Origin of the sequence: Actinocorallia longicatena (genome assembly GCF_039534125.1) — a bacterium.
Lineage (GTDB): Bacteria > Actinomycetota > Actinomycetes > Streptosporangiales > Streptosporangiaceae > Actinocorallia > Actinocorallia longicatena.
On sequence record NZ_BAAAUV010000031.1, the window covers coordinates 49,814 to 67,097 of the forward strand.

16 protein-coding genes are annotated in these 17,284 nt (G+C 70.1%); 9 read left to right on the plus strand and 7 right to left on the minus strand.

The window, feature by feature from the left end; translation table 11 throughout:
• Nucleotides 1–211: 211 nt before the first annotated feature.
• From ABD785_RS35575 to dnaK, 4 genes are all read right to left on the minus strand, one after another.
• Nucleotides 212–643, minus strand: a complete 432-nt coding sequence (locus ABD785_RS35575; protein WP_344837501.1) for a heat shock protein transcriptional repressor HspR — start codon at nt 641–643, stop codon at nt 212–214.
• A complete protein-coding gene (dnaJ, locus tag ABD785_RS35580; protein ID WP_344837504.1) occupies nt 643–1,803 on the minus strand; it encodes a molecular chaperone DnaJ in 1,161 nt (386 codons plus the stop codon). The genes ABD785_RS35575 and dnaJ overlap by 1 nt, the downstream gene beginning before the upstream one ends.
• 91 nt (nt 1,804–1,894) lie before the next feature.
• Entirely contained in the window at nt 1,895–2,470 is a 576-nt protein-coding gene (grpE, locus tag ABD785_RS35585) for a nucleotide exchange factor GrpE (protein WP_344837507.1), read from the minus strand.
• Complete coding sequence (dnaK, locus tag ABD785_RS35590; RefSeq protein ID WP_344837510.1) at nt 2,467–4,305, minus strand: molecular chaperone DnaK; 1,839 nt, start codon at nt 4,303–4,305, stop codon at nt 2,467–2,469. Before dnaK ends, grpE begins: the two co-directional genes overlap by 4 nt.
• Before the next feature lie 326 nt (nt 4,306–4,631).
• Here dnaK and ABD785_RS35595 point away from each other — a divergent pair, with 326 nt between their 5' ends.
• From ABD785_RS35595 to ABD785_RS35630, 8 genes are all read left to right on the plus strand, one after another.
• Nucleotides 4,632–5,324, plus strand: a complete 693-nt coding sequence (locus ABD785_RS35595; protein WP_344837513.1) for a response regulator — start codon at nt 4,632–4,634, stop codon at nt 5,322–5,324.
• Nucleotides 5,325–5,329: 5 nt separating this feature from the next.
• Entirely contained in the window at nt 5,330–7,084 is a 1,755-nt protein-coding gene (locus tag ABD785_RS35600; RefSeq protein WP_344837515.1) for a sensor histidine kinase, read from the plus strand.
• A 77-nt stretch (nt 7,085–7,161) separates the two neighbouring features.
• Nucleotides 7,162–7,719, plus strand: a complete 558-nt coding sequence (locus ABD785_RS35605; RefSeq protein WP_344837518.1) for an RNA polymerase sigma factor — start codon at nt 7,162–7,164, stop codon at nt 7,717–7,719.
• Nucleotides 7,716–8,591 carry a CU044_5270 family protein gene (locus ABD785_RS35610; protein ID WP_344837521.1) on the plus strand — a complete coding sequence of 292 codons (876 nt, stop codon included), beginning with the start codon at nt 7,716–7,718 and terminating at the stop codon, nt 8,589–8,591. Before ABD785_RS35605 ends, ABD785_RS35610 begins: the two co-directional genes overlap by 4 nt.
• A gap of 118 nt (nt 8,592–8,709) precedes the next feature.
• Nucleotides 8,710–9,816, plus strand: a complete 1,107-nt coding sequence (alr, locus tag ABD785_RS35615; RefSeq protein WP_344837523.1) for an alanine racemase — start codon at nt 8,710–8,712, stop codon at nt 9,814–9,816.
• Nucleotides 9,813–10,769, plus strand: a complete 957-nt coding sequence (locus ABD785_RS35620) for a D-alanine--D-alanine ligase family protein (RefSeq protein ID WP_344837526.1) — start codon at nt 9,813–9,815, stop codon at nt 10,767–10,769. Before alr ends, ABD785_RS35620 begins: the two co-directional genes overlap by 4 nt.
• A gap of 101 nt (nt 10,770–10,870) precedes the next feature.
• Nucleotides 10,871–11,407, plus strand: coding sequence for an RNA polymerase sigma factor (locus ABD785_RS35625; RefSeq protein ID WP_344837528.1), 537 nt, complete (start codon nt 10,871–10,873; stop codon nt 11,405–11,407).
• An 11-nt stretch (nt 11,408–11,418) separates the two neighbouring features.
• The gene (locus ABD785_RS35630) at nt 11,419–12,576 is read left to right on the plus strand and encodes a CU044_5270 family protein (RefSeq protein ID WP_344837530.1); all 1,158 of its coding nucleotides are present in this window, start codon (nt 11,419–11,421) and stop codon (nt 12,574–12,576) included.
• 74 nt (nt 12,577–12,650) lie between these two features.
• Here ABD785_RS35630 and ABD785_RS35635 read toward each other — a convergent pair whose 3' ends face one another.
• The 3 genes from ABD785_RS35635 to ABD785_RS35645 are packed head-to-tail and all read right to left on the minus strand — an operon-like array spanning nt 12,651 to nt 14,853.
• Nucleotides 12,651–13,373 (minus strand): hypothetical protein, encoded by a 723-nt coding sequence (locus ABD785_RS35635; protein WP_344837533.1) that lies wholly within the window; start codon nt 13,371–13,373, stop codon nt 12,651–12,653.
• Nucleotides 13,374–13,424: 51 nt separating this feature from the next.
• Complete coding sequence (locus ABD785_RS35640; RefSeq protein ID WP_344837536.1) at nt 13,425–14,153, minus strand: hypothetical protein; 729 nt, start codon at nt 14,151–14,153, stop codon at nt 13,425–13,427.
• Between the two features lie 10 nt (nt 14,154–14,163).
• Nucleotides 14,164–14,853 carry a hypothetical protein gene (locus tag ABD785_RS35645; RefSeq protein WP_344837539.1) on the minus strand — a complete coding sequence of 230 codons (690 nt, stop codon included), beginning with the start codon at nt 14,851–14,853 and terminating at the stop codon, nt 14,164–14,166.
• A 244-nt stretch (nt 14,854–15,097) separates the two neighbouring features.
• Here ABD785_RS35645 and ABD785_RS35650 point away from each other — a divergent pair, with 244 nt between their 5' ends.
• Complete coding sequence (locus ABD785_RS35650; RefSeq protein ID WP_344837542.1) at nt 15,098–17,263, plus strand: (Fe-S)-binding protein; 2,166 nt, start codon at nt 15,098–15,100, stop codon at nt 17,261–17,263.
• Nucleotides 17,264–17,284: the final 21 nt, after the last annotated feature.

A 17,284-nucleotide genomic window follows, 5' to 3' on the forward strand; every position in this document is an offset into this window, starting at 1 on the left:
AAGGTCCGCTTCCCGGGCGCGCCCCGGCGGCGCCCGCCTTCTCGGCGACGACGATGAGGCGGGACGACCCGATGACGGGCAGCGGAGAAGACCGTCATGTCGTGCCGCCGCCCGGCCGTGTCGCCGTCTCCGGCCGTGCGGTGCCGGTGGTGCGGTGCCGGTGGTGCGGTGCCGGTGGTGCGGTGCCGGTCGTGCCCGGCGGTGGTGTTCGTCAGTGGTCGCGCTGGCGCCAGAGGATCACGCCGGTCTGGCGGATCGGGACCAGCTCGGCGCCGGTGGACGGCGCGTCGGGCCGGCGCTGGGCAAGCCTCGCGGCGACCGCGCGGGTCGACTCCAGTTCCGTGCCGAGCTCGTCGACCAGCCGGCGCAGGGCCAGCAGCTCGTGGGCCAGGTCGTCGTTGGCCCGCTGGAGCTCGAGGATCTTCTGGATGCCCGCGAGGTTGATGCCCTCCTCCTGGGAGAGCCGCTGGATCTCGCGGAGCTGCACGATGTCGCGCATCGAGTACCGGCGGCCGCGCCCGGTGGCCCGGCCGGGTGAGACCAGGCCGAGCCGGTCGTAGGTGCGCAGGGTCTGCGGGTGGAGTCCCGACAACTGCGCCGCGATCGAGATGACGTAGACAGGTGTGTCGTCGGGGAGGTCCATCAGCCCTCCTTGGCTTGTTCGACCAGGGTGTCGCGGAGCTCATCGCCCCTGTGGCTGTCGGCGAAACGCTTCAGCGCCTCGCGTTCCGAGTCGCTCAGCTTCTGCGGGACCTGCACCTCGAGGGTGACCAGCAGGTCTCCCCTGGTGCCGTCGCGGCGAGGCGCGCCCTTGCCGCGCACCCGCAGCACCCGGCCGTTCGGGGTGCCCTCGGGGATGCGCATCTTCACCGGCGGGGCGCCGTGCACCGGGACGAAGATCTCGGCGCCGAGCGCCGCCTCGGGGAAGGTCACCGGGACGTGCACCGTCAGGTTGTCGCCGTCGCGGCCGAACACCGGATGGGCCGTCACCTTCAGCTTGACCAGCAGGTCGCCGGCGGGACCTGAGTTCTCGCCCGGAGCGCCCTTGCCCTTCAGCCGGATCGTCTGGCCGTCCTTCACCCCGGCCGGGATGCGGGCCTGGATCGTGCGGTGCCCGACGGCGCGGCCGGAGCCGTGGCAGGTGGGGCAGGGATCGTCGACGACCATCCCGCGGCCGTGGCAGTGGTGGCACGGCTCGGCGAAACCGAACCCGCCCATGTTCTTGGTCTCCTGACCGGTGCCGTCGCAGTACGGGCAGACGCGCGGGAGCGTGCCCGCCTTCGCACCGGTGCCGCGGCAGGTCGCGCAGGGAGCCTCGGACGACAGCCGCAGCGGGACCGTGATGCCCTTGAGCGCCTCGGTGAACGACAGCGTGACCTCGGACTCGACGTCCTGGCCGCGCCGGGGCCGCCTCGTGGTCGAGGAGGTGCCGCGGGCCGTGCCGCTGCCCCGCCCGAACAGCCCGCCGAACAGGTCGCCGAGCCGCTCGCCCGTCCCACCCTGCTGGGGCTGGCCGAACAGGTCGTTCAGGTCGAAGCCCTGCGGTCCGCCGCCGCCGCGGAACGAGCCGCCGTGCGAGCGGATCTCGTCGTACTCCTTGCGGCGCTTGTCGTCGGACAGGACGTCGTAGGCCTCGGAGATCTCCTTGAACTTCTCCTCGGCCTCGGTGTCGCCCTTGTTGGTGTCGGGGTGGTACTTGCGGGCGAGCTTCCGGTAGGACTTCTTGATCTCGTCCTGGGTGGCGGTCTTGGCGACACCGAGGGACTTGTAATAGTCCTTCTCCAGGTAGTCCTTGGTGCTCACCGGCGTCCCTTCAATGCCTGTACGTGGGCCCCCGGGACCAGGTCCCGGGGGCGGTACTGCTCACTACTGTCTGCTGCCAGGATCGAGAATCCTAGGCCGGACCGGCCACGACCACACGGGCGGGGCGGAGGATCCGCTCCCCGATGCGGTAGCCCGGCTGGTAGATCTCCAGCACGCTCTCCTCCGCGACCTCCGGAGAGGGCACGTGGGTGAGCGCCTCGTGGACGTTCGGGTCGAACGGCTCGCCGACCGTCCCGAACTTCTCGAGCCCCAGCTTGCCGAGCGCCGTCTCCAGCGACTCGCCGACCGACTTGAACGGCCCGACCAGCTCGTCGTGCTCACGGGCCTTGTCGATGCTGTCGAGCACCGGCAGGAGGTCCGCGAGGACGGAACCCGTCGCGTAGTCCTTGGCGGCCGCCTGCTCGCGCAGGGCCCGCTTCCGGTAGTTCTGGTACTCGGCCTGCACGCGCTGCAGGTCGGCGGTGCGCTCGTCGAGCTGAGCCTGGAGCTGGCCGCCGGCCGCCTCGAACTCCGCCTCGAACCCCTCGACCGCCGGGCCCGCCGCGGGCTCCTCGGCGCCTTCCGGCGCGGGAACCCGCAGCTCGCCCGTCTCAGGGTCGATGCGCCGCGAGTCGCGGATCACCGGCTCATCCTGAGAGTTCGTCACTTGCCGTCCTCATCGATGATCTCTGCGTCGACCACTTCGTCGTCCTGGTCCTGCTGCGGGGCGGACTGGTCGTCGCCCGGAGCCGCACCGGAACCGTCGGCCTGCTGCTGCGCGTAGAGCGCGGCGCCCAGCTTCTGGGACGACTGCGCGAGCTTCTCCGCCGAGGCCTTGATGACGTCGGTGTCGGTGCCCTCGAGGTCCTTGCGGACCTCGGCGATGCCGTCGAGGACCTCCTTCTTCAGGTCCTCGGGAAGCTTGTCGTCGTTCTCCTTGACGAACTTCTCGGTGGAGTAGGTGAGGGTCTCCGCCTGGTTGCGGATCTCCGCGTTCTCCTTGACCTTGCGGTCCTCCTCGGCGTACTGCTCGGCCTCGCGCATCATGCGCTCGATGTCGTCCTTCGGCAGCGCGGAGCCGCCGGAGATGACCATCGACTGCTCCTTGCCGGTGCCGGTGTCCTTCGCCGAGACGTTCACGATGCCGTTGGCGTCGATGTCGAAGGTGACCTCGATCTGCGGGACGCCGCGCGGCGCCGGCGGCAGGCCGGTCAGCTGGAAGGTGCCCAGCTTCTTGTTGTACGCCGCGATCTCGCGCTCGCCCTGGTAGACCTGGATCTCCACGGACGGCTGGTTGTCGTCGGCCGTGGTGAAGGTCTCCGACCGCTTGGTCGGGATCGTGGTGTTGCGCTCGATGATCTTGGTGAAGATCCCGCCCTTGGTCTCGATGCCCAGCGACAGCGGGGTCACGTCGAGCAGCAGGACGTCCTTGACCTCGCCCTTGAGCACACCGGCCTGGAGGGCGGCGCCGACGGCGACGACCTCGTCCGGGTTGACGCCCTTGTTGGGCTCCTTGCCGGCCAGTTCCTTGACCAGCTCGGACACGGCGGGCATGCGGGTGGAGCCACCCACCATGACGACGTGGTCGATCTCCTTGACGGTGATCCCGGCGTCGCGCACGACGTTCTGGAACGGAGCCTTGCAGCGCTCGAGCAGGTCGGCGGTGAGCCGCTGGAACTCGGCGCGCGTGAGCTTCTCGTCCAGGTGCAGCGGGCCCTCGGCGGACGCGGTGATGTAGGGCAGGTTGATCGTGGTCTCAGCGGACTGGGACAGCTCGATCTTCGCCTTCTCACCGGCCTCGCGCAGCCGCTGGAGCGCCATCTTGTCCTTGGACAGGTCGACGCCGTGGGCGTTCTTGAACTTGGTGACCAGCCAGTCGACGACCTTGTTGTCCCAGTCGTCGCCACCGAGGTGGTTGTCACCGGAGGTCGCCTTGACCTCCACGACGCCGTCGCCGACTTCGAGCAGCGAGACGTCGAAGGTGCCGCCACCGAGGTCGAAGACGAGGATGGTGGCCTCGCCCTCCTTCTCCAGGTGGTAGGCGAGGGCGGCCGAGGTCGGCTCGTTGATGATGCGCAGGACGTTGAGGCCCGCGATCTGGCCGGCCTCCTTGGTGGACTGCCGCTGGTGGTCGCTGAAGTACGCCGGAACCGTGATCACCGCGTCGGTGACCGGCTCGCCGAGGTAGGCCTCCGCGTCCCGCTTCAGCTTCTGCAGCACGAACGCGCTGATCTGCTGCGGGTTGAAGTCCTTGTCGTCGATCTTCACCTTCCAGTCGGTGCCGATCTCTCGCTTCACCGAGCGGATGGTGCGGTCCACGTTGGTGACGGCCTGGCGCTTGGCCACCTCACCCACGAGGACTTCGCCGTTCTTCGCGAAGGCGACGACGGACGGCGTGGTCCGCGACCCCTCCGCGTTGGCGATAACGGTGGGCTCGCCGCCCTCCAGAATCGCGACGACCGAGTTGGTCGTCCCGAGGTCGATTCCGACCGCACGTGCCATCGTTCGCTTCCTCCGTCTACTGGGATCTCTACTGCCACCACTATGCCGCCGTGGGCGTCCTGGTGTCAAATCAGTTGAGTCTGGTCGGCTCAACTTTATTGCCGCCCGTAGGGCAGAACGCCTGAGCGTACGGCAACGTGCCCGTCCGCGGGTGAAGATGACCTACCCCGCCCGGTCGGCTACGGAACGCGACCGAGGGGACTTAGGGGGCATATCCCCCGGCTCTTCCGGCCGGCTCTTTCCGTTCAGGTGGTGGCGCGCATCGGGCACACTTGCTGTTCCGGACGCCCCGATGACGGTCCGGGGAGGCCGCGGCCCCTGAGGAGGTGGACGCCATCGGAGCACGGATCATCGTCGCCGAGGACGATCCCGGCCAGGCCGAGCTGGTCAGGCGCTACCTCGAACGCGACGGTCACGACGTGGTCGTGGTCCACGACGGATCGGCGGCGCTGAGCGAGTTCTTCCGGCGCGCACCCGACCTCCTGGTCCTCGACGTCATGATGCCCCAGGTCGACGGCCTCGACGTCTGCCGGGAGATCCGCCGGACCTCGGAGATCCCCGTGGTCATGCTCACGGCCCGCTCGACCGAGGCGGACGTCCTGCTGGGCCTCGATCTCGGCGCCGACGACTACCTCGTCAAGCCGTTCAGCCCGAGGGAGCTGGCCGCCCGGGTCCGCACGGTCCTGCGCCGCTCCCGGCCGAGGGAGGTCGTGACCCGCCGGATGAACGCCGGTGATCTCGTCCTCGACCTGGACCGGCACGAGGTCACCAGGGCCGGGGCCCCGATCGAGGTCACCCCCGCGGAATTCCGGCTGCTCACCGTGCTCGCGGGCACCCCCGGACGGGTCTACACGCGCTCCCAGCTGCTGGAGCACGTCACGGGGATGGGCAAGTACATCACCGAGCGCACGATCGACGCGCACATGCGGAACCTGCGCAAGAAGGTCGAGCGCGACCCGCACCGCCCCGCCCTGCTGGTCACCGTCTACGGGGTCGGCTACAAGTTCGCCGACGTCTGACGCCGATGTTCAACAACGTCGCCGTCAGGCTGCTGGCCGTCATGGTCGTCGTCGCGACGGCCTCGATCGCGGCGACCGCCTGGCTGGCCTCGGCGACGACCTCCAACGCCATGCGGCGGCTGCAGAACCAGACCATCGAGGGCGACGCCAAGATCTACGCGGCGCTGCTGGAGTTCGCGGCGACCCACAAGGACTGGAAGGACGTCGGGGAGACCCTGGAGGGCCTGACCGAGGAGTCGGGCCGCCGGATCACCCTGGTGACCAAGAACGGCGAGAAGGTCGGCGACACCGGGTCGGGCTCGGGGCGTCCGGCGAGCCCGTCGGCCGAGATCGATCCGCTGAACGTCAACACCGGGCTGGCGCCCAACGCCTCCAAGGAGGGCATCGACAACCGGATCATGGGGCCGTTCCGGGTGACCGACGCGGAGTACAAGGACATGCTGCGCAACGCCTACCTGGCGACGGAGTGCACCAAGGTCAACCGGGCCGACGGCTCCCCGTTCAAGATCGTCAGCGATCCGTTCGACGGCCGTCCCATGATCACCGGTGATCAGGAGAGCATGGAGCAGTTGCGGGCCGCGGCCTGCTACCCGCCCAGCCTCACCCAGCGGACGGGCAGCCAGAAGCCGGCGTTCGCGAAATGGAAGTCCCTCGCCCTGCGTTGCATGCGCAAGGAGGGCCTGAAGAATCCGCACGTCGACGCCGAGTACCGGATGCCGGGCTCGGACCTGACCTTCGTCAACCTCGGCCGCGACCTGGACGTGCGGGGCAACTCCGATCCCGAGACGGCCCACGCCTGCGTCGTCTCCTCCCGCCGCGAGATGCTCACCCCCTACACCGCCGAGCCCGCCCTGCTCTACCTGGGCGGGGAGCCGCCGGGCCTGGCGGACATCGGACGCCGGAAGACGTTCATGGTCGCGACCCTGGTCTTCTTCGTGACGGTCGGCGCCGCCTGGCTGGCCGCCCGCAGGCTGACCCAGCCGATCCGCACCCTGACCGCGGCCACCGCCCGGATGGGGGCGGGCGACCACACGGTGCGCGTCCCGGTCTCGTCCGGGGACGAGCTCGGCCGGCTCGGCGCCTCCTTCAACACGATGGCCGAGGAGCTCGAACGCAACGAACGCCAGCGGCAGGACGTCGTCAGCGACGTCGCCCACGAGCTGCGCACCCCGCTGGCCAACATCAGCGGCTGGCTGGAGGCGGCCGAGGACGGCGTGGCCGATCTCGACAAGGACCTGATCGCCTATCTGATGGGCGAGTCACAGACCCTCCAGCGGCTCGTCAACGACCTCCAGGACCTGGCGCTGGCCGAGGCGGGCCGGCTCACCCTCCACCCGGAGGAACTGTCGCTGGCCGCGCTGCTCGACCAGGTCGCGACCGCCCACCGGCCGCGCGCCGAGGACGTCGCGATCCTGGTCGAGGCGGAGCCCGTCACGCTGACCGCCGATCCGGTGCGGTTGCGCCAGGCCGTCGGCAACCTCGTCGGCAACGCCCTGCGCCACACCGCCCCCGGCGGCACCGTCACCCTGACCGGCACCCCGTACGGGATCTCGGTCGCCGACACCGGCTCCGGCATCTCCTCGGAGAACCTCCCGCACGTCTTCGACCGCTTCTGGCGCGCCGACCGCTCCCGCACCCGCTCCACCGGCGGCAGCGGCCTGGGCCTGGCCATCACCAAGCAGCTCGTCGAGGCCCACGGCTACACGATCACCGTCACCAGCCGCCTGGGCGAGGGCAGCACCTTCACGATCCACCTCTAGGAACCGGGCCGGGAAAGCGATCCGGGGTTCGGGCGAAGGAGGGGTGTAAGCCGTCCGAGGACAGGGAGGTGCCGCGCATGCCGCAGGCGCTCGACGGGCTGACCGACGCGCAGCTCGTCGCCGGGTTCCGAGAGGATCCCGGCCGCTTCACCGAGGTGTACGACCGCTACTTCCATGACGTCCACCGCTACGTGGCCGGCCGCCTGGACGTCCAGGAGGCCGACGATCTGGCCGCCGAGACGTTCCTGACGGCCTTCCGGCTCCGCGACCGGTTCGATCCCGCCCGCGGCGGCCTGCGGCCGTGGCTGTTCGGGATCGCGACCCATCTGGTCGCCCGGCACCGCCGCAAGGAGACCCGGCACTACCGGGCGCTGGCCAGGACCGGGGTGGCGCCCCCGGAGGACGGCCACGAGAACAGGGTCGTCGCGGCCGTCGCCGCGGGGGCCGCCTATCCCGGGCTGGCCCGCGCTCTCGCCGAGCTCAACCAGGGCGAACGGGACGTTCTGCTGCTGCTGGCGCTCGCCCAGCTCAGCCACGAGGAGATCGCCGCCGCCCTCGGCATCTCCTACGGGACCGTCGGCTCCCGCCTCAGCCGCGCCCGCAAGAAGCTCCGTGACCTCCTGGAGGACCGATGAACGACCTCGACCGGATCACCGCGACCCTCGCCAAGCCGGAGGCCTCCGAGCGGTCCTTCGCCGCGGGCCGCGCCCGCCTCGAGCGCGAGATCCACCGCTCCCGCCGTCCCCGCCTGGTCCTCTGGACGGCCGGAGCGGTCGGGCTCGGCGCCGTCGCGGCGGCCGCCCTGGTCGCGGCGGCCTCGATCGGCGCGACCAAGGCCGCAGACCTCAGCGCCCGTCCCGTCCTGATGGCGGCCGCCTCGACCGCAGAGACCACGCCGCCCGTCACCGGCAGGTACTGGTACACCGACACCGGCTGGGCCGTGAAGGGGACGGTCTCCGGCAAGAAGATGCGCCCGCGGTCCGGCACCACCAGGATCTGGGTGGACCGCGCCGACCACGCCTGGATCGCCCAGGACGGCGGCAAGCCCGTCGAGTCCAAGGGCTGGACCTTCAACCTGTGCGACAAGTCCGTGCGCTTCGCCGACATCCAGGCGCTCCCCACCGACCCCGCCGCCCTGCGCGCGAAGATGACCGACGCGATGAAGAACAACGACGACGGCCCCGTCCCCGCCGCCGACCAGGACCGGTTCGTCACCGGCTGCATGGCCGACCTGCTCTACTCGCTGCCCGCCCCCGCCAAGGTCAGGGCGGCGGCCTTCCGCTCCCTGGCCGCGATGCCCGAGTCGCGCGATCTCGGCACCAGGAAGGACGGTCTGGGCCGCTCCGGGAAGGGCCTCCTGATCGACAACGGCGCCGTCAAGACCACGCTGATCATCGATCCGAGGACCTCCACGGTCCTGGAGCACGTCCTGGTCGCGTCCGGGATCAAGTCCGTCGAGCAGCGCTACACCGTCAGGACGGCCGCCTGGACCGACCGCCTCGGCTGAGCCCGGCACCTCAGCCGCAGGTCGTAGAAGGCGACCTCCCGTCACCCGGCAGGCTGACGGGAGGTCGCTTCGTGAGACGGATGTAAAGGTCCCTGCCCGCTCAATAGCGTCGTCGGTCATGCGGTTGAGCGAAGCGGGGGTGGACCTCGGGGCGGTGACGGCGAACGCGCGGGTGATCACGGAGGCCGCCGCGGGCGCCGAGGTCATGGCCGTCGTGAAGGCCGACGGCTTCGGGCACGGGGCCGTCGAGGTGGCGGGGGCCGCGCTCGCCGGGGGCGCGACCCGGCTCGGGGTGACCTCGGTCGAGGAAGGGCTCCGGCTGCGGGCCGCCGGGATCACGGCACCCGTTCTGAGCTGGCTGCATGCCCCGTTCCAGCGCTTCGACGACGCCCTGCGCGCCCACATCGAGCTGTCCGCGGTGTCGGCGGGCCATCTGCGGGCGATAGCCGAGGCCGCGGAGCGCACCGGGACGATCGCGAAGGTCCACCTCAAGGTGGACACCGGTCTCTCGCGCAACGGAGCCCCCGCCGCCGCCTGGGAGAGCCTGGTCGCGACGGCCGGAAGGCTCCCGGGGATCGAGGTGCGGGGGATCTGGTCGCATCTCGCCGGGGACGAGCCCGAGGGGGTCACGACCGGTGAGCAGATCGCCAGGTTCGACGAGGCGCTGCGCGTCGCGGCGAAGCTCGGGGTCCGGCCCCGCTACCGGCATCTCGCCAACTCCGCCGCCGCGCTGGACGCCCCCGCCACCCACTACGACCTGGTCAGAGCGGGAATCGGGCTTTACGGGATCGAGCCGGTGCCGGGCCGCCGCCACGGGCTGCGCCCCGCGATGACCCTCACGGCCCGGTTGCTGCTGACCAAGACCGTCCCGGCCGGTACCGGCGTCTCCTACGGTCACGACCATCGCACCGACCGCGAGACCCTGCTCGGGCTCGTCCCGCTCGGCTACGCCGACGGCGTCCCCCGCCCCGCCTCGGGACGCGCCGAGGTCTGGGTGCGCGGAGAACGCAGGCCCGTCGCCGGGCGGATCGCGATGGACCAGTTCATGGTCGACCTCGGCGGCCTCGACGCCACCCACGGCGACGAGGTCGTCCTGTTCGGCCCCGGCGACCGCGGCGAGCCGACGGCCGCCGACTGGGCCGCCTGGGCCGGGACCAACCCCCACGAGATTCTCACCGGCGTGGGGCCCAGGGTCCCGCGCCACCACCATCGGGAGGACCCATGAAGATTTCCGTCGCCGTGCTGTCGGGCGGCCCGAGCGGGGAGCACGAGGTCTCCCGGGCCTCGGGGAAGGCGATCCGCGACCATCTCGACCCCGGCCGATACGACGTCGTGGAGATCGTCTGGGGCCGCGACGGCACCTGGCCGGACGGCCTCGCCGCGACGATCGCCCTGCTGGGCACCGTCGACGTGGTGATCCCCGCCCTCCACGGCCCCGGCGGCGAGGACGGCACCGTGCAGGGCCTCCTGGAGCTCGCCGGGGTCCGCTACGTCGGCAGCGGCGTGAAGGCCGGCGCCGTCGGCATGGACAAGGACTTCACCAAGCGCGCCCTCGCCGCCCGCGGCCTGACGGTCGCCGACGACCTGGTCCTGCGCCCCGGCGACGAGGTCACCGACGACCACCGCGACGGCCTCGGCCTGCCCGTCTTCGTGAAACCGGCCCGCGCGGGCTCCAGCCTCGGCGTCACCCGCGTGGACGACTGGTCCGACCTCCCCAAGGCGATCCTGACGGCCCGCGAGCACGATCCCAAGATCCTCGTGGAGGCGGCCGTCCGGGGCAGGGAGATCGACGTCGCCGTCCTGGAACTCCCCGACGGACGCCTGAAGGCCGGCCCGCCCCTGGAGATCCACACCGGCCGCGACTTCTTCGACCACGAGGCCAAGTACTCCGACGCCGCCACCCGCTTCGAGATCCCCGCGAGGCTCGACCCGTCCGCGACGGCCCTGCTCCAGCGCACCGCCCTCGACGTCTTCGACGCCCTGGAGTGCCGCGGCCTCGTCCGCGTCGACTTCTTCCTCACCCCCGGCGGCCATCCGGTCGTCAACGAGGTCAACACCTTCCCCGGCTTCGCCCCGGCCTCCCAGTTCCCGCGGATCTGGGCCGCCGCGGGCCTGTCCTATCCGGCCCTGCTCGACCTCCTGATCAACACCGCGCTGGGCACTCCGATCCCTTCATAGGGTGATTCTTCGCAACGGCTGTAACAGAGGGGCCCGCCGGACCACTTCCCCATGTCAGACAGACCGGGACGGACGGGAAGACAGGGAGGTGGGAGCGCGTGGTGGACGATCACCAGCGTTTCACCGAGATGTACGACGCCTGCCGGCAACGGGTGTGGGCCTACGTGGTCTCGCGTGCGGGGCGGCAGGTCGCCGACGAGGTGGTCAGCGAGGTCTTCGCGATCGCCTGGCGGCGGTTCGCTGACGTGCCCCTGGCGGCGGGGCCGGTCTCGGCGCTGCCGTGGCTCATCGGGGTCGCCCGCAACGTGCTGCGCGACACCATCCGTGCCGAGGTCAGGCGCGAGTCGATGCGGAACGAGCTGCGGGCCTGGGCTGAAGGGGACCACGCCGAGGTCGTCGCCGAGAAGCTCGCGGTGATCAGGGCACTGGCCACGCTGCCCGAGGACGACAGGGAACTGCTGATCCTCGTCGCCTGGCAGGGCCTCGGCCCGCGGGACGCCGCGAAGGTCGTCGGCTGCAGCCAGGCCGCTTTCCGGGTCCGGCTGCACCGGGCCCGTAAACGGCTGGCCCAGGCCGTCTCCGCCGGCGCGGACGCCTCCGGCACCCCCCTCCCCGCCTCCGTGCGGATCGCCAGTTGAAGGAAAAGCCCATGAACCCGATGGACGAGCTGCGCAACGCCAAGCCCGAGTACCTGGAGACGCCCACGCCCGCAACCACCCGACTCCGGGAGCTGAACTACGCGATGGCCCAGCAGCAGACCAGCACGACCAGGCAGAAGAAGTTCCGGCCCGCCCTGGGCCTCGGCGTGATCGGCGCCGTCGCCGCGGGGACGGCCGCCGCCGCCCTCGTCCTGTCCGGCGGCGGCGCGGCCCCCGTCAAGACCCCGGCGCCCCCGCTCGCGGGCAGCTCGAAGCCCGCGGTGAAGGTCAACGGCCACGAGATCCTGCTGGTGGCGGCCGAGAACGCCGAGAAGCAGCCGAAGACGGCCGGGAAGTGGTGGCACACCTCCTCGATCGGCCACCACCTGAGCGCGGTCGAGGGCGCCGACTACAAGATCCTCGACCGTGAGCGCTCCGACCTGTGGACGCCCCTGGCCACCGGCGGCGACTCCTTCACCGAGACGCGGAAGCTGGCCTTCGGCTTCCCCTCGAAGGCCGACGAGGACGCCTGGAAGGCCGCGGGCTCCCCGGCGACGCTCACCGTCAAGATGCCGGCCGTCAAGGGCATGGGCACCAAGCGGGGCTACGAGGTCTCCAGCCAGGACGGCCCGGCCGAGACCGGGCACTCGCCGCTGTTCCAGGGCGACAAGGTCTTCTGGATCGGCAAGAACGTCACCATGAAGGAGCTGCTGGGCCTGCCGGGCACCCCGAAGGCCCTCAAGGCGCACCTGCTCCGCTGGTACGGCGGCCATGACACCGAGTCCAGCAGCGTCCCGATGACCTCCGACGCCTGGCTGTTCCGGGTCACCACCGGCCTGATCGCCGACATGCCGGTCTCGCCGCAGGTGCGCGGGGCGGCGTTCCGGATGCTGTCGGAGCTGAAGTCCGTCAAGGTCGTCCCGGACGTCAGGACGGCGGACGGCAGGACCGGCACCGCGGTCTCGATCAACGAGGACATCAAGATCAAGGCCAATGCCGAGGCCGACGGCTCCTACGACAGCCGCCTGATCTTCGACGTCGCGACCGGGACGGCCCTGCAGACCGACAACGTCGTGGTCGAGCCGGGCGGCTACCAGGCCGACCTCCAGCCGGGCGACGTCTCCAGCCTCACCACCATCGCCACGGCCGGCTGGACCGACCGGCGCTAGCCCGGAACGGGAACGAGCCCGCGGCGCCTATCGGGGGGTAGGCGACCGCGGGCTCGTCCGTCTCGGGAGACCTTCTAGAAGGTCTTGTGGCGGACCACCCAGGTCCAGGAGGCCTTGTTGTCGCCCGCCGCGTTCGGCAGCTTGAACCGGTCGTTCACGATCAGGTCGATGAGGCCGCCGGGGATGAGCCCGCAGCCGCTGGTCTTCGGCAGCGCGAAGGAGTTGTCGTTGGTCCAGACCCGCAGCATCGGGACGTTGCCCTGGACCCACGGCAGGGCCAGCGAGATCTGCGGCTTGAGCAGGATCGGGTCGGCGTCGGTGCCGGACCAGCAGTTGCCCGACACGAACGGGTGGACGAACCGGAACTTGACGCCGATCTCCTTCGGCATCGTGGTGCCGGGGGTGACCTTGCCGGTCGCCGCGATGTGGACCTTGGTGCCCGTCAGGTCCTGGATGTAGAGCGGCGTGCCCGGCAGGGGCGTCTGGATGGTCAGGTCGCCGCCGGTGAGGCCGCCCAGCTTCGCGACCGTCGAGCCGTCGGCGAGCGTGCCCTGCGCCGTGACGAGCTGGAGCGGCGAGTCGACCTTCACCCGGACGGTCTTGATGTCGATCGTGCCGTCGAGGACGGTCGAGACGTAGCAGGTCCAGGACTGGGCGCCCGCCGGCTTGGCGGGGCAGGAGGCGAAATCGGCTTCCGAGGGGGTGTAGGCGTTCTCAGCGGAGGCGGGCGCCGCGAAACCGAGGACGGCCGCGGCGGCAGCGGCTCCGACCGCTGCCTTGCGCAGGAGGTGCTTCAAAGGGGGTGCTCCTGGTGCTGGTGGGGTGTGAGCGCCGGCGTTCAAGGTCGGCTAGAAGGTCTTGTGGCGCACGGCCCATTCGAAGTCGGCCGTGTTGGTGCCGGACGGCGAGGGCAGGCCGATGAAGGAGTCCAGGCCGTTGGGCATGTAGAGCGGGATGCGCCCGCAGTTGCTCGACTTGGGCAGCGCGTAGGTGTTCTCGGACGCCCAGCGCTTGGCCATCGGGGTGAACCAGAAGACCCAGGGCAGCGTCACGTTCTCCTGCGGGCGCAGGACGACCGGGTCGGCGTCGGTGCCGATGGTGCAGTTCTGGCCGAGGAAGCCGGCCGAGTTCCAGAGCTGGAGCTTGACCTTGAAACCGTCGAGGGAGTCGGGGTCGGTCAGGCCGAGCCCGACGACCTTGGCCTCGATCTCCGGCAGCACCGACAGGATGATCGTCGTGCCGGGGACGACCGTGACGACCTTGAAGTTCTGCGTCTGCTTGAGAGCGCCCCAGGCCGAGACGACGGTGCCGTCGTTCAGGGTGCCGGAGGCGGCGGTGAACTGGAGCGGCTGGTCCATGATGATCCGGAGGCCGCGGTTGGTGCCGATGGTGAAGCCGCCGGTGATGGCCGTGCTGACGTAGCACGTCCAGTCCTTGGCGCCGGCGGGCTTGGCCGGGCAGGTCGCGAAGTCGGCCTCGGACGGCTGGTAGCGGGAGAACTCCGCGTGCGCGGGCGAGGCGAAGAGGGCCCCGCCGAGTGCGGCGGCGAGGAGGGCGGCTGTCTTACGGAAGCGCATGTCGGCGTCCCTACTGGATCGTCTTGTGGCGCACGGCCCAGGTGATGTCCATGTGGTTGCTCGTCGCGTTGGCCTTGCCGATGAGCGTGTTGACCAGGGGGCTCTCGCAGCCCGTCGCCCAGTCGATCGTGAAGATGTCGTCGTAGACCTTGGTCTGGAGCATCGGGACGCCGTCGAAGAGCCACGGCAGCATCCACTGCGTGCGCGGCTTGAGGACGGTCGGCTCGCCCGAGGCGCCGATGTAGCAGTTGTCGCCCAGGCCCGAACCGATGATCTTCGCCTTGACGCCGATCTCCGACGGGTACAGGAAGCCCGGCGTGACCTTGCCGGTGGCCTCGATCTGGACCTTCCAGCCGGTCGGGTCCGGAATCTCCAGCGGTGTGCCGAGGACGCCCCGGACGAACGGCATCGGGTCGCCCTTGAGCGAGCCGACGACGGCGACGGTGGCCCCGCCGACGGTGCCCTGGCCGACCGTGAGCCGGATCGGGTTGTTCACCCGGGCGGTCATGTTCTTGAGGCGGAACTGGCCGTCGAGGGCGGTGAAGGCGTAGCAGGTCCAGCCGGAGGCGCCGGCCGGGGGCGCGGGGCAGTCCGCGAAATCCGCTTCGGAGGGGTGGTAGGTGTTGGCCGCGTGGGCCGGGTTCGCCGTCACGCCGAGCGCTAGCGCCGCGGAGGCGAGGACTGTTGCGAGACGCCGCATGGTGCGTGCTCCTCGGGAGGGGTGGGAGAGGCCGCGCCTGCCTCGTGGTGAACGTGAGAGTAACCTCACAAATGGGACAATCCAAGATCTGTGGTGTCACCATTCGGAAACGCGGGGTATCTCACGTAGTGATCTCTGCGTTAACGTGCGGGCGCATCGGGCATAGTGCGGTAAGTTACTCGCCGGTATGATGTGGCACCCCGACTCGAACCCCGTTCGGGCGGGGGGCTTAAGCTACGCGCCAATGGCCGTACCCCAGGAGGACGGAACAGTGTTCTGGATCACGTTGATCGTCGGCCTAGCCGGCACTGCGGTGGCGTTGGCGCTCGCGGGAAAGCGAGTGCTCTTCCTCGTCAAGCTGTTCAAGAGCGGCCAGCCCGCTCCTGACCGCGTGGCGAGCGTCAAGCGCGACCCGAAGGGTGACATCGAAGGGCAGGTCACCGAGGTCCTCGGGCAGAAGAAACTGCTCAAGTGGACCGTGGCCGGGCTCGCCCACTTCTTCGTCATGTGGGCGTTCTTCCTGCTGATCACGGTCTACCTGGAGGCGGGCGTCGCCCTGCTCTTCGGGCTGGACGTGCACATCCCCTTCCTCCAGGACTGGGGCCCCATCGGCTTCGTCCAGGACACGATCGCCCTCGCCTGCGCGGCCGGCCTGCTGACCTTCGCCATCATCCGGCTGAAGAACGCGCCCGCCAAGCTGGGCCGCAAGTCCCGCTTCGACGGCTCCCACACCGGCGGCGCCTGGGTCATCCTGTTCATGATCTTCAACGTCGTCTGGACGATGTTCTTCTTCCGCGGCGTCGCGGAGGCCACCGGGAACCTCGGCTACGGCAAGGCCGCCTACTTCTCCTACTGGGTCGGCACCTGGTTCGACGGCCTGAGCGACCACACCCTGGAGATCCTCGAGTCGGTCGGCCTGCTGCTGCACATCGGCGTCGCGCTGGCGTTCCTCGTGATCGTCGTGAACTCCAAGCACCTCCACATCTTCCTCGCGCCGCTGAACGTCATGTTCAAGCGCCGCCCGAGCGGCCTCGGCGCGGCCCAGCCCGTCATGAAGCCCGACGGCAGCAACCTCGACTTCGAGGAGGCCGACCCCGACGAGGACCTGTTCGGCCGCTCCAAGATCGAGGACTTCACCTGGAAGGGCTTCCTCGACTTCGCCACCTGCACCGAGTGCGGCCGCTGCCAGTCGCAGTGCCCGGCGTGGAACACCGAGAAGCCGCTCTCCCCGAAGATGGTCATCCTCGAGCTGCGCGACCACGCCTTCGCCAAGGCCCCCTACTTCCTCGCCACCGAGGAGGAGCAGGCCGCCTTCACCGACGAGCAGAAGCTCGCCATGCAGGTCGACAAGCCCCTCGTCGGCGAGGACGGCGTCATCCACCCCGACGTCCTGTGGTCCTGCACCAACTGCGGCGCCTGCGTCGAGCAGTGCCCCGTCGACATCGAGCACATCGACCACATCCTGGACATGCGCCGCTACCAGGCCATGATCGAGTCTTCGTTCCCGTCGGAAGCCGGCGTGATGCTGAAGAACCTCGAGAACAAGGGCAACCCGTGGGGCATGTCCGAGATGAAGCGCCTCGAGTGGGTCGAGGAACTCGACTTCGAGGTCGAGGTCGTCGACGAGAAGCTGCCCGAGGACGTCGAGTACCTGTTCTGGGTCGGCTGCGCCGGAGCCCTCGAGGACCGGGCCAAGAAGACCACGAAGGCCGTCGCGGAGCTGCTGCACATCGCGGGCGTCAAGTTCGCGGTCCTCGGCCCGATGGAGGCCTGCACCGGTGACCCGGCCCGCCGCCTCGGCATGGAGTACCTGTTCCAGGGCATGGCGCAGCAGAACGTCGAGACCCTGAACGACGCGGGCGTCAAGAAGATCGTCGCGACCTGCCCGCACTGCTTCAACACCCTCGCCAACGAGTACCCGCAGGTCGGCGGCCACTACGAGGTCGTCCACCACACCCAGCTGCTCGCCGACCTGGTCGACAACGGCAGGCTCGTGCCGGTGACCCCCATCGAGGAGAACATCACCTATCACGACCCCTGCTTCCTCGGCCGCCACAACAAGGTCTACAAGCAGCCGCGCGACATCATGGCGAAGGTCCCCGGCGTCAAGACGCAGGAGATGCACCGCTGCAAGGACAAGGGCTTCTGCTGCGGCGCCGGCGGCGCCCGCATGTGGATGGAAGAGCGCATCGGCAAGCGGATCAACACCGAGCGCGTCGACGAGGCCCTCGAGACCAACCCGGACACCGTGTCCACCGCCTGCCCCTTCTGCCTCGTGATGCTCGGTGACGCCATCAACGAGAAGAAGTCGGCCGGAGAGGCCAAGGAGTCGCTCGAGGTCGTCGACGTGGCCCAGCTCCTGATCAAGTCGATCAAGGGCGAGGCGACGGTCGCGGCGGCCGCCGAGTAGGACCTCACACGCGTCGGGCCC

Coding starts and splice junctions, on each gene's coding strand:
- ABD785_RS35605 (WP_344837518.1), top strand. CDS start 7,162: ATGCCGCAGGCGCTCGACGGGCTGACCGACGCGCAGCTCGTCGCCGGG.
- ABD785_RS35640 (WP_344837536.1), bottom strand. CDS start 14,153: ATGCGCTTCCGTAAGACAGCCGCCCTCCTCGCCGCCGCACTCGGCGGG.
- ABD785_RS35650 (WP_344837542.1), top strand. CDS start 15,098: ATGGCCGTACCCCAGGAGGACGGAACAGTGTTCTGGATCACGTTGATC.
- dnaK (WP_344837510.1), bottom strand. CDS start 4,305: ATGGCACGTGCGGTCGGAATCGACCTCGGGACGACCAACTCGGTCGTC.
- ABD785_RS35630 (WP_344837530.1), top strand. CDS start 11,419: ATGAACCCGATGGACGAGCTGCGCAACGCCAAGCCCGAGTACCTGGAG.
- ABD785_RS35575 (WP_344837501.1), bottom strand. CDS start 643: ATGGACCTCCCCGACGACACACCTGTCTACGTCATCTCGATCGCGGCG.
- ABD785_RS35645 (WP_344837539.1), bottom strand. CDS start 14,853: ATGCGGCGTCTCGCAACAGTCCTCGCCTCCGCGGCGCTAGCGCTCGGC.
- ABD785_RS35620 (WP_344837526.1), top strand. CDS start 9,813: ATGAAGATTTCCGTCGCCGTGCTGTCGGGCGGCCCGAGCGGGGAGCAC.
- ABD785_RS35610 (WP_344837521.1), top strand. CDS start 7,716: ATGAACGACCTCGACCGGATCACCGCGACCCTCGCCAAGCCGGAGGCC.
- ABD785_RS35600 (WP_344837515.1), top strand. CDS start 5,330: ATGTTCAACAACGTCGCCGTCAGGCTGCTGGCCGTCATGGTCGTCGTC.
- alr (WP_344837523.1), top strand. CDS start 8,710: ATGCGGTTGAGCGAAGCGGGGGTGGACCTCGGGGCGGTGACGGCGAAC.